Below are 26,515 nucleotides of genomic sequence, written 5' to 3' on the forward strand. Positions count from 1 at the left end.
CATACGCCGGGGGCGCCGCTCTTGAACCAGCCTTTGAGGGAATCCTTTTTCACGGATCGCTACCTTTCTATCAAAGCGACGAGTATTTCTTGCGCAGACGCTGGCGAATCAGCTCGGCCAAGGTGTTCATGACGAAGGTGAACATCAGCAGCACCAGGGCGGCCAGGAACAGCACCCGGTAATGGCTACCGCCGACTTCCGACTCCGGCATCTCCACGGCCACGTTGGCGGCCAGGGTGCGCATGCCCTCGAACAGGTTCATTTCCATCACTGGGGTGTTGCCAGTGGCCATCAGCACGATCATGGTTTCGCCTACCGCCCGGCCCATACCGATCATCAGCGCCGAGAAGATACCGGGGCTGGCGGTAAGGATGACCACGCGTGTCAGGGTTTGCCAGGGCGTCGCACCCAGGGCCAGCGAGCCCAGGGTGAGGCTGCGTGGCACGCTGAACACGGCATCTTCGGCAATGGAGTAGATGTTCGGGATAACCGCAAAGCCCATGGCGATGCCCACCACCATGGCGTTGCGCTGGTCATAGGTGATGCCCAAGTCGTTGGTGATCCACAACCGCATGTCGCCGCCGAAGAACCAGCTTTCCAGGTGCGGGCTCATGGTCAGGGCGAACCAGCCGGTGAGCAGAATGACCGGGATCAGGATCGCCGCTTCCCAGCCATCGGGTACACGCAGGCGCAGCGACTCGGGCAGCCTGCTCCAGGTGAACCCTGCCAGCAGGATGCCCAGCGGCATCAGCAGGAACAGGCTGAACACGCCTGGCAGGTGGCCTTCCAGGTACGGCGCCAGGAACAGGCCGGCGAAGAACCCGAGAATGACCGTGGGCATGGCTTCCATCAGCTCGATCACCGGCTTGACCTTGCGGCGCATGCCCGGGGCCATGAAGTAGGCCGTGTAGATAGCAGCAGCGATGGCCAGCGGGGCCGCCAGGATCATGGCGTAGAACGCCGCCTTCAGCGTACCGAAGGTGAGCGGAGACAAGCTGAGCTTGGGCTCGAAGTCGGTGTTCGAAGCCGTCGACTGCCAGACATACTTGGGCTCATCGTAGTTTTCGTACCACACCTTGCCCCACAGCGCGCTGAAGGATACCTCTGGGTGCGGGTTGCGCAGGCTCAGCGGCAGCAGCTTGCCCGCTGCTTCGATGATGATGCGGTTGGCCCGGGGCGACAGGGCGAGGATGCCCGCGCCAGGAGCTACGGGTTCCACCAGCAAGGTGCGGTGCGCGGTGCTGTGGAACACGCCCAGCTTGCCGTCTGCATCCAGGGCGATGAAGCCCTTGCGGCGTTCCTCGGCGTCGATCTGCACGATAGGCGCCGTGCCCATCTGGAACGTCCGAATCTGTTTGAAACGCGACTCGCCATCCGGGTCGCGGGCCATGAACCACTGGGCCAGGCCGCCATCGGAGTTACCCACGATCAGCGAAATGCCACCGACCAGCTGGGTGGTCGCGGTCACTTCGGTGCCGGCGTTTTCAGACAGCTTGTAGCGGCCATTAAGGCTTTTGTCGCGCAGGCTGAACACGTCCGCGCTGGCGCGGCCGTTGATCACGTACAACCATTGCTGACGGGGGTCGATGAAGATGTTCTTCACCGTTTCGGTCATTTGCGGCAGGGCGATACGGTTCTGCTCGGTGGAGACCTCGTCGGTCATCATGTTTTCGCTACGGGTCAGCGCCAGTACCTGCAACTGGGCCCCGGTGGAGCCGGCCAGCAGCAGGGTGTCACCATTGACGTTGACGCTGACGTGGTCCAGCCCACGGCCCTGCTCGTCCAGCACAAAGGGCTGTTCCCCATACGGGTAGTCGATGCCGGGGGTGATGGTCTTGTGGTTGTCCGGGTAGGTGATCTTGTAGCTGTGGTGGAACACCAGCGCCTGGCCGTTGGACAGGCCCAATACCACCACCGGGCTGCCCGGCTGGTCGGCACCAATGGAGGTGACCTGGGTGCCGGTTGGCACGGGCAAGTCCACACGCTTGAGTTCATTACCCGTCTTGGTGTCGAAGAACAGCGCTTGGCCTTTGTCCGAAACGCGCATGCCAACCAGGTTCTGCTCTTCAAGGGCGATCATCAGCGGCTTGCCGGCATCCTGCTGCAGCCAGGCCGGGGTCAGGGCTTGCTTTTTGGTCAGCTCGGCGCCCTGGAACAACGGCAGCACCACGTAGGCCAGGTAGAAGAAGATCAACGTGATGGCGGCCAGCACAGCCAGCCCGCCCACCAGTACGTACCAGCGGGTCAGGCGGTCCTTCAAGGCGCGAATGCGCCGCTTGCGTTGCAGCTCCGGCGTATTGAAATCAATGCGCACAGGCTGGGAATTTTGGGTCATTGTGGAGTTGGCCAGATCATTCATGGGCACACCCTAGCGGTCCCGTATGACAAAAACATGACAATGCGATGACGCACGGAAGCCCGACGCACAGTAAGCCTGGCTTCGGGCTGGGAGTTGTGAAGGAGGCCGGTTTACCCCGGCCCCTTCATCGGTCAATTACTGCTTGGCAACATTACCGGCGTGGGACAGGCCCAGGTCAGCCAGGGTCTTGTCGACCACCTTGGCCGGCAGCGGAATGTAGCCGTCCTTCACCACCACCTGCTGACCGGCCTGCGACAGCACCAGCTTGACGAACTCGGCTTCCAGCGGCGCCAGCGGCTTGTTCGGCGCCTTGTTGACGTAGACGTACAGGAAGCGCGAGAGCGGGTAGCTGCCGTTCAGGGCGTTGGTCTCGTTGTCTTCGATGAATTCCCCGCCTTCTTTCTTGGCCAGGGCCACGGTCTTGACGCTGGCGGTCTTGTAGCCGATGCCCGAGTAGCCGATGCCGTTTAGCGACGAGCTGATCGACTGCACCACCGAAGCCGAGCCAGGCTGCTCGTTCACATTAGGCTTGAAATCGCCTTTGCACAGGGCTTCTTCCTTGAAGTAGCCGTAGGTGCCGGATACCGAGTTGCGGCCGAACAGCTGGATTGGCTTGTTGGCCAGGTCGCCGGTTACACCCACGTCGCCCCAGGTCTTGATGTCAGCCTTGGCGCCGCACAGGCGGGTGGAGGAGAAGATTGCGTCAACCTGGGCCATGGTCAGGCCTTTGATCGGGTTGTCCTTGTGCACGAACACGGCCAGGGCGTCGACAGCCACCGGGATGGCAGTTGGCTTGTAGCCGTACTTCTGCTCGAACGCCTGCAGCTCCACGTCCTTCATCTTGCGGCTCATCGGGCCGAGGTTGGCGGTGCCTTCGGTCAGCGCAGGTGGCGCGGTGGAGGAGCCAGCAGCCTGGATCTGGATGTTGACGTTCGGGTATTCCTTTTTGTAGGCCTCGGCCCACAAGGTCATCAGGTTCGCGAGGGTGTCGGAACCAACGCTGGAGAGGTTGCCCGAAACACCGGTGGTCTTGGTGTAGGTCGGGATTGCAGGGTCGACAGCAGCTACCGCGTTGGCGGTTGCAACGCCAGCGGCGGCAAAGGTGAGGGCCGCCATCAAACGCTTCAGTTTCATGCCTTGCTCCTAGCAGGAATAGAGGGGTGCAGCAGTGGAACGGGGCCCAGTATCAGCAGCTCGCATGAACAGCATATGACTCGATTGTGACAGTTGGATGAAATGCCATCATTGCACCCTGCCCCTCGGTCAGCGCTTGTTGGCAAGCAGATACACCCCCACTGCCAGCCCTACCCCGCACAACACCGCCACATAATAAGCAGGCGCCATCGGGCTGACTTTCAGCAGACCGGTCACCGCCATCGGAGTAAGCCCGCCGAAGATCGCGTAGGCCACGTTGTACGAGAACGACAGGCCGCTGAAGCGCACGGCGGCCGGAAACGCCTTGACCATCACGTACGGCACCGCGCCGATCACCCCCACGGACAGGCCGGTCAGCGCATACAGCGGGAACAGCAGCTCAGGCCGGGTGGGCAGGCTGTGGTAGAAGGTCCAGGAGCTGGCCAGCAGCAGCAGGCTGCCGACCACGAACACCCGGCCCGCGCCAAACCGGTCAGCCAGGCTGCCCGCGCCGATACAGCCGACGCTGAGCAGCACGATGGCCAGGCTGTTGGCCTTGAGCGAGTCGGTGGGGCTGATGTGGTAGAGGCTCTGCAGCAGCGCCGGCGTCATCAGGATGACCACCACGATGCCGGCCGACAGCAGCCAGGTGAGCAGCATCGACAGCAGGATCGGGCCGCGGTGGTCGCGCAGTACGGCGCGCAGTGGCAGCTCTTCGGCCAGTGCCTTGCGCTGCTGCATCTCGGCGAATACCGGGGTTTCGTGCAGCCAACGGCGCAGGTAAACCGAGAACAGGCCGAACACGCCACCGAGCAGGAACGGGATTCGCCAGGCGTAATCGGCGACTTCCTCCACGCTGTACACGCTGTTGATCAGCGTCGCCACCAGCGAACCGAGCAGAATGCCCGCCGTCAGGCCGGCGGTGAGGGTGCCGCAGGCATAGCCAGTGTTGCGGGCGGGTACGTGCTCGGACACGAATACCCAGGCGCCAGGCACCTCCCCACCAATGGCTGCACCCTGCACGACGCGCATGAGCAACAGCAGAATCGGCGCCCACAAGCCAATCTGCGCATAGGTAGGCAACAGGCCCATGATCAGCGTGGGCAAGGCCATCATGAAGATGCTCAGGGTGAACATCTTCTTGCGCCCCAGCAGGTCGCCGAAGTGGGCCATGATGATCCCGCCCAGCGGGCGCGCCAGGTAACCTGCGGCAAAGATGCCGAAGGTTTGCATCAGGCGCAGCCACTCCGGCATGTCGGCAGGGAAGAACAACTTGCCCACCACGGTGGCGAAGAACACGAAGATGATGAAGTCGTAGAACTCCAGCGCCCCGCCCAATGCAGACAGCGAAAGGGTCTTGTAGTCATTGCGGGTCAGCGGCCGTGGGGCCTGCTCGATACTGCTGGGCACGGAAGTCATTGCGGGGCGTTCTCTTTATAAGGCGTGCGGGCCGCTTGGCATGCAGCTTCTTGATGTGGGGACAGGCGAAGATAGCAAATTGCCTGGCCAGGCCGAAAGCGATACAAAAACCATACAGATATTCACGAATGTACGGTCGTCGCTTGGGATGATGCTCTATATACTGGCGTTTCGTAGGAAAAGTGTGCTGCTAGCGTGGGATGTTGTGCGAAAACGCCGGTCACTATACTCAGGCGGTTTCGCAGAGTTTCCCTACGGCCGCCCCGTTATACGAAATCGGCGTAGTATGTTGTCAGCTGAATCGTCTACCCGGCCTTTGCGCCACACCAACGAAAAGCGTCACGGGTCAGAGGCCCCACCGCATGATTGAGCTCGAACAAGAAGATCCAATCCCCCAAGGCGACCTGGCCTTGCAGATCACGGCCCTGCCGCGCGAAACCAACGGCTTCGGCGACATCTTCGGCGGCTGGCTGGTTGCGCAGATGGACTTGGCCGGCACCGCCATGGCCAGCCGCGTGGCCGGTGGGCGCGTTGCCACCGTGGCCATCGACCGCATGGCGTTTCTGGTACCGGTCGCCGTCGGTGCGCAGCTGTCCTTTTATACCCAGACCCTGGAGATCGGCCGCAGCTCGATCCAGATGATGGTCGAGGTGTGGAGTGACGACCCGTTGTCCAGCGAATGGCGCAAGGTTACCGAAGCCGTCTTCGTGTTCGTCGCCATCGACGGCAGTGGCCGTACCCGCTCCGTCCCTCGTCGCTGAGCCCCGCCGGCGGTAAACTCGTTGCCTGTGCCCGGGTCCAAGGCCCACTGGCAATCAACGAGATGAATGCAATGGCTACCTTCCAGGTCGTAACCGAGCAACATGGCGAACTGAGCTGCTGGCGGATCAGCAGCGACCACGCCGAACTCCTGATCGCCCAGCAGGGCGCACAGATCCTCAGCTACCAGCGGCTCGGCGAACCGCCGCTGCTGTGGCTGAGCGACCAGGCCATCTTCCGCCAGGGCAAGTCGGTACGCGCCGGGGTGCCGGTGTGCTGGCCATGGTTCGGCAACCTGCAGCGCAACCCCACTGCCGTTCAGGCCATGTACCGGGGTGAACAAGCCCCTGCCCACGGCCTGGCGCGCACCCGCGACTGGCAATTGCTGGGTATCGAGGAAGCGGGTGAGGGCCTGCGCATTGAGCTGCAATTGCCCGAAGCCCAGGGGCAGCTCCCCGGCTGGCCCCACAAGGTAGAGCTGAAACTGGTGGTGCAGTTGGGCAATGACCTTGGCCTCACCCTCACAAGCCGCAACACCGGCAGCACCCCGGTGACCATCAGCCAGGCCCTGCACAGTTACCTTGCCGTCAGCGATGTACGCCAGGCGCGTGTAGAAGGCGTCGAAGGGTTGGGGTATATCGAAACCCTGGCCGACTGGGAGCAGCGCCAACAGCAAGGCGCCCTGACGTTTACCGGTGAAACCGATCGCATCTACCTGGGCACCCCGAACACGCTGAGTATCGTCGACCCGCAATGGAACCGGCGCATCAACCTGACCAGCAGCGGCTCACGTTCTGCCGTTATCTGGAACCCCTGGACGGACCGGGCCAGGGAACTGCCAGACATGGCCGATGACGGCTGGCAGCGGATGCTGTGTATCGAAACAGCCAATGTGTGGGATGACGTGGTGACGTTGCAGCCGGGGGCGAGCCATTCGCTGGGCTTCAGGGTCGGTTGCGAAGTGATTTGAATATTGCAGTGGGCTGCGGGCCTCTTCGCGGGTGAATCGGATCGCACAGGCAATCAAAGGTCCGCATCTACCACCACCCTCACTTTCCCCGCATCCAGGGCATAGGCGGCATCGGCTAGGTCATTGCTGACCTTTTCCACCTTCAGCTTGCCGCTGACCCACAACGGTGTGTAGATGTCGTCGATCTTCAACCCCTTGGGGTAGCGCACCAGCACCAGCTGGTTAGGTGGGGGCGGCGGTACATGGATGCACGCGCCAGGGTATGGCACCAGGAAAAACAGCGTGCTGTTGCCCTTGGCGTCGCTTTCCAACGGCACCGGGTAACCGCCCAGGCGTATGTCCTTGCCATTCATGGCCGCTACGGTCTTGGTGGAATACATCACCGCAGGCAGGCCCTTGCCCTGCTTCATCCCGCCCTTGGCCGTGAAGGTCCCCATGGCTTCGGGTGAGTTGTGGTCGATTTCGGGCATCGCTTCGAGCGCCTTCTGGTCCGACTTGGGCATCAGCTCCAGCCAATCGGTTTCGGGCAGCTCGGCATGGGCCAGGGCACTGGCCAGCAGCAGGGGGAAGAGGAAAAAGACACGCATGGACATGCTCGGCAACTCGGAAGAATTGCCGGGCATTCTAACCAGAATTCAGCGTTTCTTGATGAATCCGTAGATCACCAGAAGAATGATGGCACCGACCAGCGCACCGAAGAAGCCAGCCGCTTGCCCAGCCTGGTAGATACCCAGCGCCTGGCCGCCATACGTGGCCAGCAGCGAGCCTGCAATACCCAGCAGGATGGTCATGATCCAGCCCATGCTGTCGTCACCCGGCTTGAGGAAGCGGGCCAGCAGGCCGACGATGAGGCCGATGAAGATGGTTCCTATGATGCCCATGGCTATCCCTCTGCAGTGAAGATGAAGCACGTCAACGCATGGGTGCGCGTTGACGTGTTGCCTCTTCAGAGGGCCTGACGCCTGCAGAAGTTCGATACCTGCGCGTGATCACTCGCCGATCAGTGCTTGCACTTCGGCGATCTTGCGCTCCAGGGTAGCCATGTCGCTGCAACGCAGGGTCGCGTGGCCGACCTTGCGCCCGACCTTGAACGCCTTGCCGTAGTGATGCAGGTGGCAGTCATCGATGGCGATCACTTTAGCCACAGCAGGCACTTCGCCGATGAAGTTGAGCATCGCGCTCTCCCCCACCTTGGCGGTGGAGCCCAGCGGCAAGCCGGCGACGGCACGCAGATGGTTCTCGAACTGGCTGCACTCGGCACCTTCGATGGTCCAGTGGCCGGAGTTGTGTACCCGGGGTGCGATTTCATTGGCCTTGAGGCCACCGTCCACCTCGAAGAACTCAAAGGCCATGACGCCGACGTAGTCCAGGTGCTGCAATACGCGGCCAACGTAATCCTCGGCCAACGCCTGCAACGGGTGCGCCTGGCTGGCCACCGACAAGCGCAGGATGCCGCTCTCGTGGGTGTTGTGCACCAGCGGGTAGAAACGCGTTTCGCCGTCGCGGGCGCGCACGGCGACCAGCGATACTTCACCCGTGAACGGCACGAAGCCTTCCAGCAGGCAGGGCACGCTGCCCAGTTCGGCGAACGTACCCACGACGTCTTCGGGCGTGCGCAGCACCTTCTGGCCCTTGCCGTCGTAACCCAGCGTGCGGGTTTTCAGCACCGCCGGCAGGCCGATGCTGGCAACTGCCGCGTCCAGGTCTGCCTGCGACAGGATATCGGCGAAGGCCGGGGTGGGGATGCCCAGGTCACGGAACATGCTCTTTTCGAACAGGCGATCACGGGCGATGCGCAGCGCCTCGGCGCTGGGGTACACCGGCACGAACTGCGAAAGAAACGCCACGGTCTCGGCCGGAACGCTCTCGAACTCGAAGGTGACCAGGTCGACCTCGTCGGCCAGCTGGCGCAGGTGCTCCTGATCGCCGTAGTCTGCCCGCAGGTGCTCGCCCAGCGGCGCGGCGCAGGCATCTGGCGCCGGGTCGAGGAAGGCGAAGTTCATGCCCAGCGGGGTACCCGCCAGAGCCAGCATACGGCCCAGCTGGCCGCCACCGATAACACCGATCTTCATGGGTTGGGCCTCAAGCCTGACGCGGGTCTGGGTTGTCCAGCACGGTGTCGGTCTGTTCCGTGCGGAACTGCTTCAACGCGGCGTGGAACTGCGGGTGCCTGGCACCGAGGATGCTGGCCGACAGCAGGGCAGCGTTGACTGCACCGGCCCGGCCAATGGCCAGGGTGGCGACAGGGACGCCAGCGGGCATCTGCACGATCGACAGCAACGAATCGACACCCGACAGCATCGACGACTGCACAGGTACACCCAGCACCGGCAGGTGGGTCTTGGCGGCGCACATGCCTGGCAGGTGCGCGGCACCACCGGCACCGGCGATGATCACCTCGATGCCACGGCCATCGGCCTCTTCAGCGTACTGGAACAGCAGATCCGGGGTACGGTGGGCGGAAACCACCTTCACCTCGTAGGGAATGCCGAGTTTTTCCAGCATATCGGCGGTGTGGCTAAGGGTGGACCAATCGGACTTGGAGCCCATGATCACGCCAACCAGTGCACTCATCGTCGAGCCTCTTCGCTTGTGCGCCCGCAGGCGCGTCAAAAAACAACAAGCCACGCGGGACGACCGGCGTGGCTTGTTTGCTGATCAGGACCGGACGCATCCGGTCAGAAGGCCGCGCAGTATACCGTAAGCAGGTGCGGTTAAGGCACCCCGGCGACCAACTGTCGGCCTTATTTTTCGGGGCTTTGGCTGACTTTCAGGTCAACCGTGGCGCCCTCCAGTTTACGCCACAGCAGGCGGACGTTGGCCTTGCGCACCAGCGCGCAGCGGTACAGGCGGATTTCCAGCGGCACGTGCCACTGGCTGCCGCCACAAATCACCAGTTCGCCACGCTCCAGCTCGCCACGCATCGACAGCCGAGGCACCCAGGCGATACCCATGCCTTCGAGCGCCATGCTTTTGAGGCTGTCGGCCATGGCCGTTTCATACACGGTGGTGTAACGCAGGTTGCGCTGACGCAGCAGCAAACTCACCGAGCGGCCCAGAAACGCCCCGGCGGTATACGCCAGCAGCGGCACGCTGGCGTCACCTTCAAGGTCGAACAGCGGCTTGCCCTGAGCATCCACCGCGCACACTGGCAACATCTCGGTGGTACCCATGTGCAGCGAGGGAAAGATCTCGGCATCCATCTGCAGCGCAGCATCAGGGTCGTAGAACGCCAGCATCAGGTCACACCCCCCTTCACGCAGGGCATGCACGGCATCACCGACGTTGGTCGCAACCAGGCGCGTGGCGATATTCAGGCCGTCATTGCGCAATTGCGCCACCCAGCGAGGGAAAAACCCTGACGCCAGGGAGTGCGCGGCAGCCACCTGCACCACTTCACCCTGCCCCCCTTCCAGATGATGCAAATGGCGCAGAATTTCGCTCAACTGGTCGACAACGGTACGTGCGGTAACTAAAAAAAGCTGCCCCGCCTCGGTCAGTTCAATAGGCGTGCGCGACCGGTTGACCAGTTGCAGGCCAAGGGCGGCCTCCAGGCTGCGTATACGCCGGCTGAATGCTGGCTGGGTGACGAAACGGCGTTCCGCCGCCTGGGAAAAACTGCGCGTGGCAGCCAGGGCACTGAAGTCTTCCAGCCATTTGCTTTCAAGGTTCATGAAGCACATCTCCCGGCGTGCACCAAAATGGACCACGCTCGAATATCAATTGGCGTCACATCAATCCCTATGCCGTTTGTGCATAGGTTAGCGTGCAACAGCATTGGCCGCAAAAACCCCTTCAGGCCTAGGATTGGCGCCATTCCGGCATGTGCCGGGTCAAACTCGAGATGATATACATCATGTCCTCCGCTGCATCGTTCCGCGTCGAAAAAGATTTGTTGGGTACCCTTGAAGTGCCAGCCGATGCCTACTACGGCATCCAGACCCTGCGCGCTGCCAACAACTTCCACCTCTCCGGTGTTCCGCTGTCGCACTACCCCAAGCTGGTCGTGGCCCTGGCCATGGTCAAGCAGGCAGCTGCCGACGCCAACCGTGAGCTGGGTCACCTGAGCGATGCCAAGCACGCTGCCATCAGCGCAGCCTGTGCACGCCTGATCAAGGGCGACTACCACGAGCAGTTCGTGGTGGACATGATCCAGGGCGGTGCGGGTACTTCTACCAACATGAACGCCAACGAAGTCATCGCCAACATCGCGTTGGAGGCCATGGGCCACCAAAAGGGTGAGTACAAGTACCTGCACCCCAACAACGACGTGAACATGGCGCAGTCGACCAACGACGCCTACCCCACGGCCATCCGCCTGGGCCTGCTGCTGGGTCATGACGCCCTGCTGGCCAGCCTCGAAAGCCTGATCCAGGCCTTTGCCTCCAAGGGCAAGGAGTTCGACCACGTCCTGAAGATGGGCCGTACCCAGCTGCAGGACGCTGTACCGATGACCCTGGGCCAGGAATTCCGCGCCTTCGCCACCACCATGACCGAAGACCTGCAGCGTCTGCGTTCGCTGGCACCGGAACTGCTCACCGAAATCAACCTGGGTGGTACCGCCATCGGCACCGGCATCAACGCCGACCCTGGCTACCAGGCCCTGGCCGTGCAGCGCCTGGCAACCATCAGCGGCCAGCCGCTGGTGCCGGCCGCCGACCTGATCGAGGCCACCTCCGACATGGGTGCCTTCGTACTGTTCTCGGGCATGCTCAAGCGTACCGCGGTCAAGCTGTCGAAGATCTGCAACGACCTGCGCCTGCTGTCCAGCGGCCCACGCACCGGCATCAACGAAATCAACCTGCCGGCTCGCCAGCCAGGCAGCTCGATCATGCCGGGCAAGGTCAACCCGGTCATTCCGGAAGCCGTCAACCAAGTCGCCTTCGCCATCATGGGCAACGACCTGGCACTGACCGTCGCGGCCGAGGGTGGCCAGCTGCAGCTGAACGTGATGGAGCCGCTGATCGCCTACAAGATCTTCGACTCGATCCGCCTGCTGCAGCGCGCCATGGACATGCTGCGCGAGCACTGCATCGTCGGCATCACCGCCAACGAACAGCGCTGCCGTGAACTGGTCGAGCACTCCATTGGCCTGGTCACTGCACTGAACCCGTACATCGGTTACGAAAACGCCACCCGTATCGCCCGTGTTGCCCTGGAGACAGGCCGCGGCGTGCTGGAACTGGTGCGCGAAGAGAAGCTGCTGGACGACGCGATGCTCGACGACATCCTGCGCCCGGAAAACATGATCGCCCCCCGCCTGGTTCCGCTGAAAGCGTAACCGCGGCTGTAAACAGTCTCACCAGGTCGAGGGACTAGACACCTCTCAACCTTTACCTAGCCCGGGGCGCTTGCCCTGGGTTTTTTTTTGCCTGAACCGGCACGCAACTTGCTCTGGAATGCGCTCCAGCCCGACGGGATCGCCCAGCATGCTGCACAGCCACCTGACCACCCTGAATGCGGTTTCGCTGATCCTCAACGTCTTCCAGGCGGACGGTTGCGAGGCCTCTGCGCTGCTGGCCGGCAGCGGCATCGGCCCGGCAGACCTGGGGCATGCCGATGCCCGTATCACCACCCAGCAAGAGCTGCAGGTGTGTGCCAATGCCGTGGCCAGGCGGCAGGACATCGGCCTTGAACTGGGCCGGCGCATGCATGTGTCCAGCTACGGGATGCTGGGTTACGCCCTGCTCTCCAGTGCCACTTTGGGTGACGCCTTGCGCCTGGCCCTGCAATATCCGGCACTGCTGGGAACAGTTTTCAAGTTGCGCTTGCAGGAAGACGGCCAGCGCGTCTGGCTCAACGCCAGCGATTATCACGATAGCCCGGCGCTGAGCGCGTTCAACGCAGAGTTCTGCCTGGTATCGCTGAAGGTCATCTGCGACGACCTGCTGGGCCGTACCCTGCCACTGGTCGGCACCCGCTTCGAACACCCCCGGCCCACTTATCACGCCCTGTACACCGATGCCTTCCAGTGCCCCGTCATCTTCGCCGCAGCAGGCAATGCCTTCGGCTTCGACAAACGCTGGCTGGATACACCGCTGCCGCTGGCCGACCCCATTACCCACAAGGCCATGAGCGAGCGTTGCCGGCGCCTGAACCTGGAATTCACCGGCCGGCAGGCCTGGCTTGGGCGGATCCGCCACCTGCTGGCGCAACAACTGGCCGCAGCACCCGGCCTGGAAGGGCTGGCCCGGCAAATGAACTGCTCCTCACGCACCCTGCGCCGCCATTTGCAGGCGCTAGGTAGCAGTTATCAACAGTTGCTGGACGAGTTGCGCTTCGAGCGGGCCAAGCAGTTGCTGGCCGATGAGCAAATGCCCATCTACCGGATTGCCGAAGCCCTTGGCTTCAGTGAAACCGCCAGCTTCCGGCATGCGTTCCAGCGCTGGAGTGGTGTAGCACCCAGCCAGTTTCGCGGCTGACTCGTGCGCAGGGAGCCTTGAAAGGCCACAGCACTTGGCCACATCGATCCCCTTTTGGCCACTTGGGTCGTTCTCCCGCACTGGCCAGCCAGTGACAATTGGCCCACGCCAGTCCTTACCGGAGAACAACAATGCTGACGATCTATTCCGATGACCACCGCCTGCACCATGGCCGCTGCGAGCTGATCGATGGCAAGCTCATGCCCTGTTTCGAAATGCCATCGCGGGCCGACCATGTGCTGGAGCAGGTCAAAAAGCGCAACCTCGGCGCCATTCAGCCGCCCACCGACCATGGGCGGGCGCCTCTGCTGAGGGTTCACAGTGCCGAATACCTGGCCTTCTTCGAGGGCGCCTGGGCACGCTGGGCCGCGCTGGGCCAGGAAGGCGACCTGCTGCCGTTTACCTGGCCGGCCCGTACCCTGCGCCAAGTAAAGCCTACAGGCCTGCACGGCGAACTGGGCTACTACAGCTTCGATGCCGGCGCCCCAATTACCGCCGGCACCTGGCAGGCCGCCTACAGCGCTGCGCAGGTTGCCCTGAGTGCCCAGGCGGCGATTGAGCAAGGCGCGCACGCAGCCTTTGCGCTGTGCCGCCCGCCAGGGCACCACGCGGCCGGTGAGGTCATGGGCGGCTACTGCTACCTCAACAACGCCGCTATCGCCGCCCAGGCGTTTCTTGACCAGGGCCGGCGCAAGGTCGCCATCCTGGACGTGGACTACCACCATGGCAACGGCACCCAGGACATCTTCTACCAGCGCAACGACGTGTTCTTCGCATCGATCCACGGCGATCCGCAGGACGAATTCCCCTATTTTCTGGGCTACGCCGATGAAACCGGCGAGGGCGCTGGCGAAGGCTACAACGTCAACTACCCCCTGCCTGCCGGCAGTGACTGGGCTGCCTGGAGCACCGCCCTGGAAGACGCCTGCCAGCGCATCGCCGGCTACGACGCCGAGGTGCTGGTGGTCTCGCTGGGTGTGGACACCTTCAAGGATGACCCCATTTCGCAATTCAAGCTCGACAGCCCCGACTACCTGGAGATGGGCAAGCGTATTGCCCAGTTGGGCAAGCCCACCTTGTTCGTGATGGAAGGTGGCTATGCCGTCGAGGAAATCGGCATCAACGCAGTCAATGTGCTGGAAGGCTTCCAGCGCGCCCAGCCTGGAGCCCGGCCATGATCCGTCTCAAGCACCTGCTCGCCCCATTGGTCGCTGCATCGCTATTCGCCGGCGCACTGCACGCGCAGGCCGAACAGCGCACCCTGCGGGTGTATAACTGGTTCGACTACATCACGCCTCAGACCCTGACCGGCTTCCAGCAGGACAGCGGCGTGAAACTGATCTATGACATCTTCGATACCAATGAAGCCCTTGAGGCCAAGCTGCTGACCGGTAATTCCGGCTATGACGTGGTGGTGCCCTCGAACGTGTTTCTGGCCAAGCAGATTGAGGCCGGGGTGTTTCAGCCACTGGACCGCAGCAAGCTGCCCAACTGGCAACACCTTGACCCGGCCCTGATGAAACTCATCGAGGCCAACGACCCTGGTAACCAGTTTGCAGTGCCCTACATGTACGGCACCGTACTCATCGGCTTCAACCCGGCCAAGGTCAAGGCGGCGCTGGGTGACAACGCGCCGGTAGACAGCTGGGACCTGATCTTCAAGGAAGAGAACATCGCCAAGCTCAAGCAATGCGGCGTGGCGCTGCTCGACTCACCGTCGGAAATCCTGCCGTTGGCCCTGCAGTACCTGGGCCTGCCGCCCAACAGCGACAAACCTGCGGACTATGCAAAGGCTCAGGCGCTGCTGCTGAAGATCCGCCCGTACATCACCTACTTCCACTCTTCCAAGTACATGGCTGACATCGCCAATGGCGATATCTGCGTGGCGGTCGGGTACAGCGGCAGCTTCTCCCAGGCCGCCAACCGCGCACGCGAGGCCAAGAACGGCGTGGTCGTGGACATGCGCCTGCCGAAGGAAGGCGCACCGATCTGGTTCGACATGCTGGCGATTCCGAAGAACGCGGCCAACCCAGAGGATGCCTACACGTTCATCAACTACCTGCTGCGCCCTGAGGTGATTGCGCCGATCAGCGACTTTGTCGGGTACCCCAACCCGAACAAGGATGCGACCAACAAAGTGGACCCTGCTATCCGCAACAACCCCAACCTGTATCCGACCGCAGAGGCCATGGCCAAGCTGTATACGCTCACGCCGCTCGCTCGCGATGCTGAACGGGCGCGGACACGGGCCTGGACGCGGATCAAGTCCGGCACCTGACGGCGCGAGCCTTTGGCAGCGGAAAACCGTGGCGAGTCTCAGGCTCGCCACGCTCTGCGCAGGCGCATCAGCGCTTCGGCGATCTCCCCTTCCGGTACTGCCGCGAACCCCAGCACCAGCCCTGCCTGTTTATCCACAGGCACCGTGCTGTCGTTCAACCAGAAGTTGCTGAGCGCCGTCACCTCTACCCCGGCTGCACGGGCTTTGGCGACCAGAGCCTGCTCACGGGCAAAGTTATCCACATCCACCTTCACGTGTAGCCCTGCCGACACGTCGGGCATCGCTGCCAACCCGGGAATATCCATAGGCCAACCGGCCTTGAGCATGTTGCGCCGGCTCAGCGCGGCCTTGCGCATGCGGCGAACGTGCCGCTGGAAGTGCCCTTGGGCCATAAACTGCGCCATCACACATTGCGAGCTCACTTCTGAGTGGCGCACGGCCAACGCCTTGGCCTGCCCGAACGCTTGTGCCAGCGGTGGGGGTAATACCAGGTAGCCCATGCGCAACGCCGGGAAGGCGATCTTGCCAAAGGTGCCGACGTACAGCACCCGCCCCTGTGTGTCCAGGGCGGCAAGCGGGGCCAAGGGGGCTCCGCTGTAGCGGTATTCCCCATCATAATCGTCTTCGATGATCCAGCCCTGATTGCGCTCCGCCCAGGCAAGCAACTGCAGGCGTCGGGCCAGGCTCATGGTGACGCCGGTGGGGTACTGGTGCGCCGGGGTCACATAGGCCAGGCGGCACGCCGGCCATTGCTCAAGCTGATCGCAGGCGACCCCTTCCTCATCCACCGCCACGCCGTACAAACGCGCACCCGCCAATGCAAAGGCATGCCCCGCTGCGCGATAGCCCGGGTTTTCCACAGCCACAGCCTCACCCGGCTGCAACAGCAGCTGTGCACAAAGGCTGATGGCTTGCTGCGCACCACTGGTGATCACAATTTGTTCAGCGGTGCATACAAGGCCCCTTGAACTGCGCAGGTAGGCTGCGATCAACTCACGCAGCTCACGCTCACCTGCAGGGTTGCCGTAGCCCAGCTTTGCAGGGTCGGGGTTACGCCAGAAAGCCGCCTGCAGCTTGGCCCAGACGCCGAACGGGAAAAGGTCGAAGGCAGGCAGGCCCAAACGAAATGCCTTGGGTGCGCCCTCCGGGGGTGGCACCAAATGATGTTTTTTCAGCCGCTGCAAAGGCCCGTTACTGGCGCCTGAACTGGATAAATCATCAGTGTCAGACGGTGAATTTGTGGATAAACCTGTTGATAAGCACTGGGATAACCCTGTGGACAACTGTGTGGACAGTTTTGGCAGCTGGCTGACGTAGGTACCGTCCCCAACCCGGCTCTCGATGTAGCCTTCTGCATACAATTGATCATAGGCACGCACCACGCTGTTACGCGACAGGGCCAGCATGGCGGCGAGTTCGCGAGTGGCCGGCAAGCGTGTGCCACTGCCAAGGCGGCCATCAAGCACGCGAATCCGCAGCGCCTGGTACAACTGCCGGCTCAGCCCACGGCTACGGTCCAGGGTGATGCCCGTGGGGTCGAACGGTAACGGGGGGCGAGTTTCACTCATGAATTGGACCTTCCAAATTTGCAGTCAATGGCTCTTACCCGGAGCCAATCATCTGCCTAGGATGGCACCATTGCATAAGGAAACCGAGCATGTACTCCAGCAAGCCTCATCAAGAGCACGATGTTGCACAGTTGCACGCAGCGATGCTGGCTACACGCCTGGCCATTCTGATCACCCATGGCGCACATGGCTTGCTGGCTACCCACCTGCCTGTGCTGGTCGAAACGGCAGAAGGTGAATTGGGTACCGTGTATGCCCACCTGGCACGGGCCAACCCCCAATGGCAGGATTTGGCCCAGGCAAGCGAGGCGCTGCTGGTGTTTCCGGGTGCCGATGCCTACGTCAGCCCCGGTTTCTATCCCAGCAAGCAAGCCAACCCCAAAATCGTCCCTACCTGGAATTACCTGGCTGTGCATGCCTACGGCACCGCCGAAGTTATCCACAAGCCCGAGTCGCTGTTGGCGATCGTCCGCCGGCTCACCGACCTGCATGAACAAGGCGCCAGCATGCCTTGGCGCGTCAGCGACGCACCGGCTGATTACCTGGCCAGCATGCTCAAGGCCATCGTCGGCGTACGCCTGCCCATCAGCCGCGTGCAAGGTGCTCGCAAGCTCAGCCAGAACCGCCCGCCGCAGGACATTGCCGGCGTGCGTGAGGCACTGAGCGCCAGCCCCGACCCTCTCGACAACCAACTGGCGGCGCACATGCGCCACCTCTAAGGAAGGCATCGCCCATGACCAGCGTTATCCTGCGCCCTGTAACCGCCCAAGACCATGCAGCCTGGCTTGAACTGTGGCAGGCCTACCTGTGCTTCTACGAGTCCGAGGTGGCAGACCCGGTCAGCCTCAGCACCTGGCAGCGCCTGCTCGACCCCAACGAGCCCACCCACTCGGCCTTGGCCTGGGCCGATGGCAAGGCCGTCGGCATGGTCAACTGGATCTATCACCGCTCCAACTGGAGCATCGAGAACGCCTGCTACCTGCAGGACCTCTACGTCGACAGCGCCCAGCGCGGCGTGGGTATCGGCCGCCGCTTGATCGAGCATGTGTATGCGGCGGCCAAGGCCGATAACTGTATCAAGGTGCACTGGCTCACCCACGAAACCAATGCCACGGCCATCAGCCTGTACCAGCAGGTGGCCGAACGCTCTGGCTTCATCCAATTTCGCAAAGGGCTGGAGGGCAACCATGACTGATGCCTTGAACTGGAAACCGGCCGCGATACCCAAGGCCGACACCCTTGAGGGCCGCTTCGTGCGCCTGGAAAAGCTCGCCCCCGCGCGCCATGGCGATGACCTGTGGCAGGTGCTGCAAGGCCCCGGGGCAGACCCCTCCCTTTGGGATTACCTGCCCTACGGCCCCTTCACCGAGCGCGGAGCCTTTGACCGCTGGCTGCAAGCCAATGCGGCCGGTACCGACCCGTTGTTCTATAGCGTCATCGACCGCAGCAACGGGCAGGCACAGGGCATCCTCAGCCTGATGTCGATCGTGCCTGATCACGGCCGCATCGAAATAGGCCACATCGCCTTCGGCGCGGCCATGCAGCGCACGCCCAAAGGCACCGAGGCGGTTTACCTGCTGGGCAAGCTGGGTTTCGCACTGGGCAACCGGCGCCTAGAGTGGAAGTGCAACAACGCCAACGCCCGCTCCAAGCGCGCGGCCGAGCGCTTCGGCTTCACCTTCGAAGGGGTGTTCCGCAAGCATCTGGTGGTGAAGGACCACAACCGCGATACGGCGTGGTACTCGATTACCGACGATGAATGGCCGGCGGTGGCTGCGGGGTTCGAGCGATGGTTGAGTGATGCCAACCAACAACCGCAAGGCCAGGTTGAAACGCTCGAAGTGTGCCGTAGAGGCTGAGGGTTGGTTTCACTGCGCAGCAGGCCATACGACCGAAAAAAAGGGGAGCATGCGCTCCCCAGAGGTAAACCATTACAGCCCCGGGCGTGTATCAGCCCTCGATTTCGATCAGGATCTCGCCGGGCGTGACGCGGTCGCCCTTGGCCACGTGGATGGCCACGACCTTGCCGGCGATGGCCGCCTGCACTTCGGTTTCCATCTTCATGGCTTCGGTGATCAATACAGCCTGGCCAGCCTTGACCGTGTCGCCCTCCTTCACCAGCACATCGACGATGTTGCCAGGCATGGTGGTGCTGACATGGCCGGGTGCGCTGGCTTGCTTGCGCTTGCTGCCGCCACCACCGACGAACTCGTTCAAAGGCTCGAATACCACCTCTTCGGGCATGCCATCAATCGACAGGTAGAAGTGGCGTTTGCCTTCGGCCTTGACGCCGACCCCGGTGATATCCACCCGGTAGGTTTCACCGTGCACGTCGATGACGAACTCGGTGGGCACACCCTCGCCACCCGGGGCAGCGACGGCGCCAGCCTCAGGAATGGGCAGCAACACTTCTGGGGTGAGCGTGCCGGCCTCGCGCTCTTCAAGGAACTTGCGCCCGATGTCCGGGAACATGGCGAAGGTCAGCACGTCCTCTTCGCTGCGGGCCAGGGCACCGATCTCGGTGCGCAGCTTGGCCATTTCCGGCTTCAACAGGTCGGCCGGGCGCACGTCGATCACATCTTCGCTGCCGATGGCCTGGCGGCGCAGTTGCTCGTTCACCACGCCAGGTGCCTTGCCGTAACCGCCTTGCAGGTAAAGCTTCACCTCGTTGGTGATGGTTTTGTAGCGCTCGCCGGCCAGCACGTTGAAGAACGCCTGGGTGCCGACGATTTGCGAGGTTGGCGTGACCAGCGGCGGGAAGCCCAGGTCTTCACGCACACGCGGGATCTCGGCGAGCACTTCGCTCATGCGGTTGAGGGCGCCCTGCTCCTTCAGCTGGTTGGCCAGGTTGGAAATCATGCCACCCGGCACCTGGTTGACCTGCACGCGGGTGTCCACGGCGGTGAACTCGCTTTCGAACTGGTGGTACTTCTTGCGCACGGCGTAGAAATACAGGCCGATTTCCTGCAGCAGTTCCAGGTCGAGGCCTGTGTCGAACTCGCTGCCCTTGAGCGCGGCGACCATCGATTCAGTACCCGGGTGGCTGGTGCCCCAGGCAAAGCTGGAGATGGCCGTGTCGATATGGTCGGCGCCGTTTTCCACAGCCTTGAGCTGGCACATGGCAGCCAGGCCTGCAGTGTCGTGGGAATGAATGAACACCGGCAGCGACTGTTCGGCTTTCAATGCCTTGACCAGCTCGCCCGTGGCGAACGGTGTCAGCAGGCCTGCCATGTCCTTGATTGCGACCGAGTCGCAGCCCATGGCTTCCATCTGCTTGGCCTGGTTCACGAAGGCTTCGATGGTGTGCACCGGGCTGGTGGTGTAGGCGATGGTGCCCTGGGCATGCTTGCCCGCCGCCTTGACCGCTTCGATGGCCACACGCAGGTTACGCACGTCGTTCATGGCGTCGAAAATGCGGAATACATCGATGCCGTTTACAGCAGCCTTGGCCACGAACGCCTTGACCACGTCATCGCTGTAGTGGCGGTAGCCCAACAGGTTCTGGCCGCGCAGCAGCATCTGCAGACGCGTGTTGGGCAGGGCGGCGCGCAGCTTGCGCAGGCGCTCCCAGGGGTCTTCCTTGAGGAAGCGCACACAGGCGTCGAAGGTGGCACCACCCCACACTTCCAGCGACCAGTAGCCAACCTTGTCGAGCTTGTCGCAGATCGGCAGCATGTCTTCGGTACGCATGCGGGTCGCCAGCAAAGACTGGTGGGCGTCGCGCAGGATCGTGTCGGTTACGTGGATTTTCTTGGACATTGTTATCTCCTTTTAGCGGCAAGCTCGTAGCGGTAAGCCGCAAGAAAAGCCGATTCGCTTCTACTTGCAGCATGCCGCTCGCAGCTTGCCCCTGCATTCAGATGCCGGCGTGGGCGGCGATGGCGGCGGCGATGGCCAGGGCCAGCTCTTCGGGTTTGCGCTTGATCGAGTAGTTGGTCAGTTCAGGGTGGCTTTCGACGAAGCTGGTGTTGAACTGACCGCTACGGAATTCGGGGTTGCGCAGGATTTCCTGGTAGTACGCGGCGGTGGTCTTCACGCCTTGCACGCGCATGTCGTCCAGGGCCCGCAGGCCGCGGTCCATGGCTTCTTCCCAGGTCAACGCCCACACCACCAGTTTCAGGCACATGGAGTCGTAGAACGGCGGAATGGTGTAGCCCGTGTAAATGGCCGTGTCGGTACGCACACCAGGGCCACCGGGGGCGTAATAACGCGTGATCTTGCCGAAGCTGGGCAGGAAGTTGTTTTTCGGGTCCTCGGCGTTGATCCGGAACTGCAACGCGTAGCCGCGGTGCTGGATGTCTTCCTGTTTCACCGACAAAGGCAGGCCGGAGGCGATGCGGATCTGCTCGCGGACAATATCGATGCCGGTGATTTCTTCGGTGATGGTGTGCTCTACCTGCACCCGCGTGTTCATTTCCATGAAATACACTTCGCCATCGGCCAGCAAGAACTCGACGGTACCGGCGTTCTCGTAATCCACTGCCTTGGCTGCGCGCACGGCCAGGTCGCCGATGTAGGCGCGCTGCTCAGGCGTGAGCTGTGGGCTGGGTGCGATTTCAATGAGCTTCTGGTTGCGGCGCTGAATGGAGCAGTCACGCTCGAACAGGTGCACCACGTTGCCGAAGCTGTCACCGAGGATCTGCGCCTCGATGTGCTTGGGGTTGACGATGCACTTCTCCAGAAACACTTCGGCCGAACCGAATGCCTTGGTGGCCTCGGAGATGACCCGCGGGAAGTTCTGTTCCAGCTCTTCGCGGCTGTTGCAGCGGCGGATGCCACGCCCGCCGCCACCGGAGGTCGCCTTGAGCATCACCGGGTAACCGATGCGCTCACCCTCGCTGAGGGCTTCGTGGATGTCGGCCACGTTGCCTTCGGTACCCGGGGTTACCGGTACCCCCGCCGCGATCATGGTGCGACGCGCTTCGGTCTTGTCGCCCATGCGGCGAATCACGTCGGCGGCCGGGCCGATGAACTTGATGCCACGCTCTGCACAGATTTCCGCCAGTTCGGCGTTTTCCGACAGAAAACCATAACCCGGGTGCAGCGCATCACAGCCGGTTTCCACCGCCAGGTTCACCAGCTTGCGCGGGTTCAGGTAGCCAGCCAGCGGCTCAGCACCAATGCTGTGGGCTTCGTCGGCGCGCTTCACATGCAGGGCGTGCCGGTCGGCGTCGGAAAAGATCGCTACCGAGCGGATGCCCATCTCGGCGCAGGCGCGCACGATCCGAACTGCAATTTCACCTCGGTTGGCGATCAGGATTTTTTTTATCACTGGAGTCTTCCCAAAGCCGTAGGAACAGTCGAGCCGGTTCTACCGGTCGGCGCGTGGCCAGGCGTTGCTGGCCAGTCGCACTTTCACCCTAGCGCTGTAGGTTGATAAACAAAAATCAATATTTGTTAGAGGCAGTATTAGCAAAAGCTTATAGTGAAGTAACAAGGTATTGCCCAAGAGCCTAATAAAATGCGTAAGTCCTTGATGCGTATGACATTGCGTCAATTACAAATCTTCAATGAGGTGTGCGACCTGCGGTCTTACAGCCGCGCCGCAGAAGAAATGGCGTTGACGCAACCCGCCGTAAGTCTACAGATACGCCAGTTGGAAGAGCTCGTCGGTCAGCCATTGTTCGAATACGTGGGCAAGAAGTTGTACCTGACCGAGGCCGCCGAAGCCTTGCAGCGCGCCAGCCATGACATTTTCGGGCGCCTGGAGAGCCTGGACATGCAACTGTCGGACATGCAGGGGTCATTGCAGGGGCAGTTGAAACTGGCCATCGAGTCCAGCGCCAAGTACTTCGTTCCACACCTGTTCGCCGCCTTCAAGCAGCGTCACCCGGAAGTGAACCTGACCTTGACGGTGGTCAACCGTGCCCAGGCCATCCGGCGCCTTTCCGACAACCGCGACGACCTGATCATCATGTCCATGGTGCCGCAGGACATGGGCCTTGAGTTCCTGCCTTTCCTCAATAACCCGATCATTGCCGTGGCCCCGCCCGATCACCCGCTGTGCAAGCTGGCGCAGTTGCGCCTGCAGGACCTGGAGCCTCATACGCTGCTGATCCGCGAGCAGGGGTCGGGAACCCGCAGAGCCTGCGAGGAATACTTCAAGGAAAAGCGCGTCCACTTCACCCAGACCCTGGAGGTGGCATCCGCCGACGCCCAGCGCGAGTGCGTGATCGCCGGCCTGGGCATCGCCCTGCTGACCCGGCATGCGGTCAACCTTGAACTGGCTACCGGGGCGCTTGCGGAACTGCCGGTAGAAGAACTGCCGTTGTACCGCAGCTGGTGCGTGGTGCAGTCCAAGGCCAAGCGGCAATCGCCAGTGGCGCTTGCCTTCCAGGCATTCATCCGCAGTGAACGAACGTTGATCAGCGGCCTGGTTGAGCGTTTTTCGGGGCGCTTGCCGCCGACGCCTGCCACACCGTGAGTTCTTGCAGTTCGGGGTAATCCACCAGGTCGCGCAGCAGCTGACGCTGATCGCAGTAGCTTTCGATCGCGCGGCGGTATTCCATGCGGCGCTGGTCCTTTTCCTGCTGCTTGCGAGCTTTGGCGTTGGGTTGGTAGATACCGTCGTGGTCACGAGCCATTGCCTGTCTCCCTGGTAGGATGCGGGAGTTTCAGACTGGCCCAGGGGGTTTACGGTTTTGCGCCGAAATGGTGACAGGATCGTGAATTTTCACTGCTACAGGGTACTACCGCATGCACAGTGCTGCCTGGCTGAACAGGCGCGCAGGGTGCTGCTCAGTCGTCGGTCGCCTTGATCGATTTAGGCGACAGGCGCAGGCTGCGCAAACTGCGCTTCACGCTCTTGAGGTGGTTGACCAGGCTGGGACCCCGCGCCATGGCAACGCCCATGGCCAGCACGTCGATGACCACCAGGTGGGCGATGCGTGAGGTGAGCGGGGTGTAGATTTCGGTGTCTTCGTGCACGTCGATGGCCAAATTGACCGTGGACAGCTCGGCCAGCGGGGTCTGGCTGGGGCACAGGGTGATCAGGTTGGCACCGCTCTCGCGTACCAGGTTGGCAGTGATCAACAGGTCTTTGGAGCGGCCCGACTGGGAAATGCACACTGCCACGTCACCTGGCTTGAGCGTGACGGCCGACATCGCCTGCATGTGCGGGTCGGAGTACGCCGCCGCGCTTAGCAGCAAGCGAAAGAACTTGTGCTGAGCATCCGCCGCTACCGCACCAGACGCACCAAAGCCGTAAAACTCCACACGCTGTGCCTGGGCCATGGCACTTACCGCCTGCTGCAATGCGTGCGGGTCGAGGTGCTCGCGCACCTCCATCAGGGTATGCAGGGTGGTGTCGAAGATCTTCAGGCTGTAGTCGGCGACGGAATCGTCTTCGTGAATGGCAAACTGCCCAAAACTGGCCCCGGCGGCCAAGCTCTGCGCCAGCTTGAGCTTGAGGTCCTGAAAACCCGTACACCCAATGGCCCTGCAGAAACGTACGATGGTCGGTTCGCTGATACCGACGCTGTGCGCGAGGTCGGCCATGGAGCTGTGCATCACGGCAGCCGGGTCGAGCAGCACGTGGTCGGCCACTTTCAGTTCCGATTTGCGCAGCAGGTGGCGCGATTGGGCGATATGTTGCAACAGATTCACGGGCTGGACTCGGTTATGATCGGCTGGCCGGGTTGTAGCTTTCTTGTAGTTATACTACATGGACGCCAACCCGCCCAGTTAAACGAACGTGGAGCGTGGTGGTTTGACTATTCCTTGCGACATTCTGGTCTTCGGCGGCACTGGCGATCTGGCCCTGCACAAATTGCTCCCGGCGCTTTACCACCTGTTTCGCGAGGCTCGCCTGGACCCGGCCGTCAGGGTCATCGCCCTGGCCAGGCGGCAACTGCCACGCAACGACTACCTCAAGCTCGCCGAGCGCCACTGCCGCGCGCAAATTGCCCGTGGCGAATTCGACGATGAAATCTGGCGGCGCTTTTGCGCACGCCTGGACTACTTCGCCATGGATGCCTCGCAAAGTGCAGACTTCGGCCGCCTGGCACGCTACCTGGGTGAGCCCGGGGGGCTGACGCGTATCTTCTACCTGGCTACGGCGCCCTCGCTGTTCGTGCCTATCGCCACGCACCTGCGCATCGCCGGGCTGGCTGACAGTGAAGCGCGCATCGTGCTGGAAAAACCCATCGGCCATTCGCTGGCGTCGGCCACGGCCATCAACGAATCGATCGGTGCAGTGTTCGAAGAACGCCAGGTGTTTCGCATCGACCATTACCTGGGCAAGGAAACCGTGCAGAACCTCATGGCCCTGCGCTTTGCCAACGCCTTGCTGGAGCCGGTATGGCGCAATAGCCAGGTCGACCATGTGCAGATCAGCGTGGGGGAAACCCTGGGGGTAGAAAACCGCGGCGGTTACTACGACCGCGCAGGGGCGACGCGCGACATGCTGCAGAACCACCTGCTGCAGCTGTTATGCCTGGTGGCCATGGAGCCCCCGGCGCAGTTCGAGGCAGAAGCGGTGCGTGACGAAAAGGTGAAGATTCTTCGCGCACTGAAACCGATCACCGGGCAGGATGTGCAGGACAAGACCGTACGCGGCCAGTACGGTGCCGGGCATATCGGCGGCCAGGAAGTGATGGCCTATTACTTCGAAAAGGATGTGGACAACGATAGCGACACGGAAACCTTTGTCGCGATCGAGGCGCACATCGACAACTGGCGCTGGGCTGGCGTGCCCTTCTACCTGCGCACAGGCAAGCGCATGGCGCGGCGCTCTTCGCAGATCGTCATCCAGTTCAAGCCGGTACCCCATGAGCTGTTCAACGGTGGCCAGGTGAACCAGTTGCTGATCCAGCTGCAACCGGACGAGCGCATCAGCCTGCGCATGATGACCAAGACCCCTGGGAAGGGCATGCGGCTGGAGCCGGTAGACCTGAACCTGAACCTGGCGCAGGTGTTCAGCCAGACCCGCCGCTGGGAAGCCTACGAGCGGCTGCTGCTGGATGTGCTGGAGGGCGACTCGACGCTGTTCATGCGCCGCGACGAAGTGGAAGCAGCCTGGGCGTGGGTGGACCCGATCATCGCGGGCTGGGAAGAGCACTTCCAGGCGCCCCGCCACTACGCGGCCGGCAACAACGGGCCGGAGCAGGCCAACAGCCTGCTGGCCCGTCATGGCAGAACCTGGCACGGGTGAAGCATTGCCAAATCCAAGCCTTGCGCAGACTAGGGGAAAGTGGCTGTGCGCTCCGGCGCTACTTTCACCCCCTACAGGACTCTACCTAAATGGCTAAATGCACCGATTTTGTCGCTTACAACCAAACCGCTGCGGGCGAACAGACCTTCCGCGTCCACGGCACCGTCACTGTACCTAGCCCGGCATTCGAGCCGGTACTGGTCGAGCCGGACGTCCGCCACCGCGGCAATTGGGAGGTACTGCATCTGGAGCTGGTGGATACCGGCGTGGTGGCCAATGCCGTTCTGACCGAAAAAACCGTCGAATTTCTTCGCGACGGCGCCTGCCCGTTCAGCCAAGTAGAAATCATTCATTCGGAAGGTTCCTTCAAGGTTGAGATCGAACCGGCCCAGGCCTGCGATTGATACGCCCAGCCAGGTGGCATACGGTTGCCGCCTGGCTCCCCACCGCTGGCC

Annotated in this window: 25 protein-coding genes; 12 read left to right on the forward strand and 13 right to left on the reverse strand. The window is 62.3% G+C overall.

All coding sequences use genetic code 11. From position 1 onward, the window contains the following. Positions 1–70: 70 nt before the first annotated feature. The 3 genes from APH25_RS02325 to APH25_RS02335 all read right to left on the reverse strand — a co-directional run bounded on the left by APH25_RS02325 (position 71) and on the right by APH25_RS02335 (position 4,912). Positions 71–2,359 carry an ABC transporter permease subunit gene (locus APH25_RS02325; RefSeq protein WP_060480923.1) on the reverse strand — a complete coding sequence of 763 codons (2,289 nt, stop codon included), beginning with the start codon at positions 2,357–2,359 and terminating at the stop codon, positions 71–73. A 135-nt stretch (positions 2,360–2,494) separates the two neighbouring features. Beyond that, the gene (locus APH25_RS02330) at positions 2,495–3,493 is read right to left on the reverse strand and encodes a phosphate ABC transporter substrate-binding protein PstS (protein ID WP_060480924.1); all 999 of its coding nucleotides are present in this window, start codon (positions 3,491–3,493) and stop codon (positions 2,495–2,497) included. A 129-nt stretch (positions 3,494–3,622) separates the two neighbouring features. Continuing rightward, positions 3,623–4,912, reverse strand: a complete 1,290-nt coding sequence (locus tag APH25_RS02335; protein WP_060480925.1) for an MFS transporter — start codon at positions 4,910–4,912, stop codon at positions 3,623–3,625. Positions 4,913–5,274: 362 nt separating this feature from the next. Between APH25_RS02335 and APH25_RS02340 the strand changes: the two genes are divergently transcribed. Both APH25_RS02340 and APH25_RS02345 read left to right on the forward strand, forming a co-directional pair. Further along, positions 5,275–5,673 (forward strand): acyl-CoA thioesterase, encoded by a 399-nt coding sequence (locus APH25_RS02340; RefSeq protein ID WP_003253317.1) that lies wholly within the window; start codon positions 5,275–5,277, stop codon positions 5,671–5,673. A 71-nt stretch (positions 5,674–5,744) separates the two neighbouring features. Beyond that, positions 5,745–6,641 (forward strand): D-hexose-6-phosphate mutarotase, encoded by an 897-nt coding sequence (locus APH25_RS02345; protein WP_060480926.1) that lies wholly within the window; start codon positions 5,745–5,747, stop codon positions 6,639–6,641. A gap of 53 nt (positions 6,642–6,694) precedes the next feature. Here APH25_RS02345 and APH25_RS02350 read toward each other — a convergent pair whose 3' ends face one another. From APH25_RS02350 to APH25_RS02370, 5 genes are all read right to left on the reverse strand, one after another. Beyond that, entirely contained in the window at positions 6,695–7,228 is a 534-nt protein-coding gene (locus APH25_RS02350; protein WP_060480959.1) for a DUF3299 domain-containing protein, read from the reverse strand. Positions 7,229–7,276: 48 nt separating this feature from the next. Next, positions 7,277–7,522: a GlsB/YeaQ/YmgE family stress response membrane protein gene (locus tag APH25_RS02355; protein WP_028632860.1), complete on the reverse strand. Its 246-nt coding sequence runs from the start codon at positions 7,520–7,522 to the stop codon at positions 7,277–7,279. Between the two features lie 108 nt (positions 7,523–7,630). Next, positions 7,631–8,713, reverse strand: a complete 1,083-nt coding sequence (locus tag APH25_RS02360) for a 5-(carboxyamino)imidazole ribonucleotide synthase (RefSeq protein ID WP_060480927.1) — start codon at positions 8,711–8,713, stop codon at positions 7,631–7,633. A gap of 10 nt (positions 8,714–8,723) precedes the next feature. Then, a complete protein-coding gene (purE, locus tag APH25_RS02365; protein WP_028632858.1) occupies positions 8,724–9,215 on the reverse strand; it encodes a 5-(carboxyamino)imidazole ribonucleotide mutase in 492 nt (163 codons plus the stop codon). 170 nt (positions 9,216–9,385) lie between these two features. Beyond that, positions 9,386–10,315: a LysR substrate-binding domain-containing protein gene (locus APH25_RS02370; protein ID WP_028632857.1), complete on the reverse strand. Its 930-nt coding sequence runs from the start codon at positions 10,313–10,315 to the stop codon at positions 9,386–9,388. A gap of 182 nt (positions 10,316–10,497) precedes the next feature. Between APH25_RS02370 and aspA the strand changes: the two genes are divergently transcribed. The 4 genes from aspA to APH25_RS02390 all read left to right on the forward strand — a co-directional run bounded on the left by aspA (position 10,498) and on the right by APH25_RS02390 (position 15,341). Beyond that, entirely contained in the window at positions 10,498–11,922 is a 1,425-nt protein-coding gene (gene aspA, locus APH25_RS02375; protein WP_060480960.1) for an aspartate ammonia-lyase, read from the forward strand. Between the two features lie 148 nt (positions 11,923–12,070). Further along, positions 12,071–13,063, forward strand: a complete 993-nt coding sequence (locus tag APH25_RS02380; protein WP_060480928.1) for an AraC family transcriptional regulator — start codon at positions 12,071–12,073, stop codon at positions 13,061–13,063. A gap of 131 nt (positions 13,064–13,194) precedes the next feature. Continuing rightward, a complete protein-coding gene (locus tag APH25_RS02385) occupies positions 13,195–14,241 on the forward strand; it encodes a histone deacetylase family protein (protein ID WP_060480929.1) in 1,047 nt (348 codons plus the stop codon). Next, positions 14,238–15,341 (forward strand): polyamine ABC transporter substrate-binding protein, encoded by a 1,104-nt coding sequence (locus tag APH25_RS02390; protein WP_060480930.1) that lies wholly within the window; start codon positions 14,238–14,240, stop codon positions 15,339–15,341. Before APH25_RS02385 ends, APH25_RS02390 begins: the two co-directional genes overlap by 4 nt. A 38-nt stretch (positions 15,342–15,379) precedes the next feature. Here the strand turns inward: APH25_RS02390 and APH25_RS02395 are convergent, their stop codons facing one another. After that, positions 15,380–16,909: a PLP-dependent aminotransferase family protein gene (locus APH25_RS02395; RefSeq protein WP_060480931.1), complete on the reverse strand. Its 1,530-nt coding sequence runs from the start codon at positions 16,907–16,909 to the stop codon at positions 15,380–15,382. An 89-nt stretch (positions 16,910–16,998) separates the two neighbouring features. On the opposite strand from APH25_RS02395, the gene APH25_RS02400 reads away from it, so the two are divergent. The 3 genes from APH25_RS02400 to APH25_RS02410 are packed head-to-tail and all read left to right on the forward strand — an operon-like array spanning position 16,999 to position 18,768. Further along, entirely contained in the window at positions 16,999–17,628 is a 630-nt protein-coding gene (locus APH25_RS02400) for an FMN-binding negative transcriptional regulator (protein WP_060480932.1), read from the forward strand. A gap of 14 nt (positions 17,629–17,642) precedes the next feature. Continuing rightward, positions 17,643–18,104, forward strand: coding sequence for a GNAT family N-acetyltransferase (locus APH25_RS02405; RefSeq protein WP_060480933.1), 462 nt, complete (start codon positions 17,643–17,645; stop codon positions 18,102–18,104). After that, a complete protein-coding gene (locus tag APH25_RS02410; RefSeq protein ID WP_060480934.1) occupies positions 18,097–18,768 on the forward strand; it encodes a GNAT family N-acetyltransferase in 672 nt (223 codons plus the stop codon). The genes APH25_RS02405 and APH25_RS02410 overlap by 8 nt, the downstream gene beginning before the upstream one ends. Before the next feature lie 91 nt (positions 18,769–18,859). Here the strand turns inward: APH25_RS02410 and oadA are convergent, their stop codons facing one another. Together oadA and APH25_RS02420 are read right to left on the reverse strand one after the other, a co-directional pair. Then, the gene (gene oadA / locus APH25_RS02415; protein WP_028632848.1) at positions 18,860–20,668 is read right to left on the reverse strand and encodes a sodium-extruding oxaloacetate decarboxylase subunit alpha; all 1,809 of its coding nucleotides are present in this window, start codon (positions 20,666–20,668) and stop codon (positions 18,860–18,862) included. Positions 20,669–20,765: 97 nt separating this feature from the next. After that, entirely contained in the window at positions 20,766–22,181 is a 1,416-nt protein-coding gene (locus APH25_RS02420) for an acetyl-CoA carboxylase biotin carboxylase subunit (RefSeq protein ID WP_028632847.1), read from the reverse strand. A gap of 189 nt (positions 22,182–22,370) precedes the next feature. Between APH25_RS02420 and APH25_RS02425 the strand changes: the two genes are divergently transcribed. Further along, a complete protein-coding gene (locus APH25_RS02425) occupies positions 22,371–23,333 on the forward strand; it encodes a LysR family transcriptional regulator (RefSeq protein ID WP_060480935.1) in 963 nt (320 codons plus the stop codon). Here the strand turns inward: APH25_RS02425 and APH25_RS02430 are convergent. After that, positions 23,275–23,493, reverse strand: a complete 219-nt coding sequence (locus APH25_RS02430) for a PA3496 family putative envelope integrity protein (protein WP_028632845.1) — start codon at positions 23,491–23,493, stop codon at positions 23,275–23,277. The genes APH25_RS02425 and APH25_RS02430 overlap by 59 nt on opposite strands. Positions 23,494–23,647: 154 nt before the next feature. Then, positions 23,648–24,514 carry a transcriptional regulator HexR gene (gene hexR, locus APH25_RS02435; protein WP_060480936.1) on the reverse strand — a complete coding sequence of 289 codons (867 nt, stop codon included), beginning with the start codon at positions 24,512–24,514 and terminating at the stop codon, positions 23,648–23,650. Between the two features lie 103 nt (positions 24,515–24,617). On the opposite strand from hexR, the gene zwf reads away from it, so the two are divergent. After that, positions 24,618–26,060: a glucose-6-phosphate dehydrogenase gene (gene zwf / locus APH25_RS02440; protein ID WP_060480937.1), complete on the forward strand. Its 1,443-nt coding sequence runs from the start codon at positions 24,618–24,620 to the stop codon at positions 26,058–26,060. 89 nt (positions 26,061–26,149) lie between these two features. Then, positions 26,150–26,464 carry a hypothetical protein gene (locus APH25_RS02445; RefSeq protein ID WP_028632842.1) on the forward strand — a complete coding sequence of 105 codons (315 nt, stop codon included), beginning with the start codon at positions 26,150–26,152 and terminating at the stop codon, positions 26,462–26,464. The last annotated feature ends 51 nt before the right edge of the window (positions 26,465–26,515 follow it).

The sequence above is a fragment of the Pseudomonas sp. NBRC 111119 genome (genome assembly GCF_001320125.1).
In the GTDB taxonomy this organism is placed as follows: Bacteria; Pseudomonadota; Gammaproteobacteria; order Pseudomonadales; family Pseudomonadaceae; genus Aquipseudomonas; species Aquipseudomonas parafulva.

Coding starts and splice junctions, on each gene's coding strand:
- APH25_RS02325 (WP_060480923.1), bottom strand. CDS start 2,359: ATGAATGATCTGGCCAACTCCACAATGACCCAAAATTCCCAGCCTGTG.
- APH25_RS02330 (WP_060480924.1), bottom strand. CDS start 3,493: ATGAAACTGAAGCGTTTGATGGCGGCCCTCACCTTTGCCGCCGCTGGC.
- APH25_RS02335 (WP_060480925.1), bottom strand. CDS start 4,912: ATGACTTCCGTGCCCAGCAGTATCGAGCAGGCCCCACGGCCGCTGACC.
- APH25_RS02340 (WP_003253317.1), top strand. CDS start 5,275: ATGATTGAGCTCGAACAAGAAGATCCAATCCCCCAAGGCGACCTGGCC.
- APH25_RS02345 (WP_060480926.1), top strand. CDS start 5,745: ATGGCTACCTTCCAGGTCGTAACCGAGCAACATGGCGAACTGAGCTGC.
- APH25_RS02350 (WP_060480959.1), bottom strand. CDS start 7,228: ATGCGTGTCTTTTTCCTCTTCCCCCTGCTGCTGGCCAGTGCCCTGGCC.
- APH25_RS02355 (WP_028632860.1), bottom strand. CDS start 7,522: ATGGGCATCATAGGAACCATCTTCATCGGCCTCATCGTCGGCCTGCTG.
- APH25_RS02360 (WP_060480927.1), bottom strand. CDS start 8,713: ATGAAGATCGGTGTTATCGGTGGCGGCCAGCTGGGCCGTATGCTGGCT.
- purE (WP_028632858.1), bottom strand. CDS start 9,215: ATGAGTGCACTGGTTGGCGTGATCATGGGCTCCAAGTCCGATTGGTCC.
- APH25_RS02370 (WP_028632857.1), bottom strand. CDS start 10,315: ATGAACCTTGAAAGCAAATGGCTGGAAGACTTCAGTGCCCTGGCTGCC.
- aspA (WP_060480960.1), top strand. CDS start 10,498: ATGTCCTCCGCTGCATCGTTCCGCGTCGAAAAAGATTTGTTGGGTACC.
- APH25_RS02380 (WP_060480928.1), top strand. CDS start 12,071: ATGCTGCACAGCCACCTGACCACCCTGAATGCGGTTTCGCTGATCCTC.
- APH25_RS02385 (WP_060480929.1), top strand. CDS start 13,195: ATGCTGACGATCTATTCCGATGACCACCGCCTGCACCATGGCCGCTGC.
- APH25_RS02390 (WP_060480930.1), top strand. CDS start 14,238: ATGATCCGTCTCAAGCACCTGCTCGCCCCATTGGTCGCTGCATCGCTA.
- APH25_RS02395 (WP_060480931.1), bottom strand. CDS start 16,909: ATGAGTGAAACTCGCCCCCCGTTACCGTTCGACCCCACGGGCATCACC.
- APH25_RS02400 (WP_060480932.1), top strand. CDS start 16,999: ATGTACTCCAGCAAGCCTCATCAAGAGCACGATGTTGCACAGTTGCAC.
- APH25_RS02405 (WP_060480933.1), top strand. CDS start 17,643: ATGACCAGCGTTATCCTGCGCCCTGTAACCGCCCAAGACCATGCAGCC.
- APH25_RS02410 (WP_060480934.1), top strand. CDS start 18,097: ATGACTGATGCCTTGAACTGGAAACCGGCCGCGATACCCAAGGCCGAC.
- oadA (WP_028632848.1), bottom strand. CDS start 20,668: ATGTCCAAGAAAATCCACGTAACCGACACGATCCTGCGCGACGCCCAC.
- APH25_RS02425 (WP_060480935.1), top strand. CDS start 22,371: ATGCGTAAGTCCTTGATGCGTATGACATTGCGTCAATTACAAATCTTC.
- APH25_RS02430 (WP_028632845.1), bottom strand. CDS start 23,493: ATGGCTCGTGACCACGACGGTATCTACCAACCCAACGCCAAAGCTCGC.
- APH25_RS02445 (WP_028632842.1), top strand. CDS start 26,150: ATGGCTAAATGCACCGATTTTGTCGCTTACAACCAAACCGCTGCGGGC.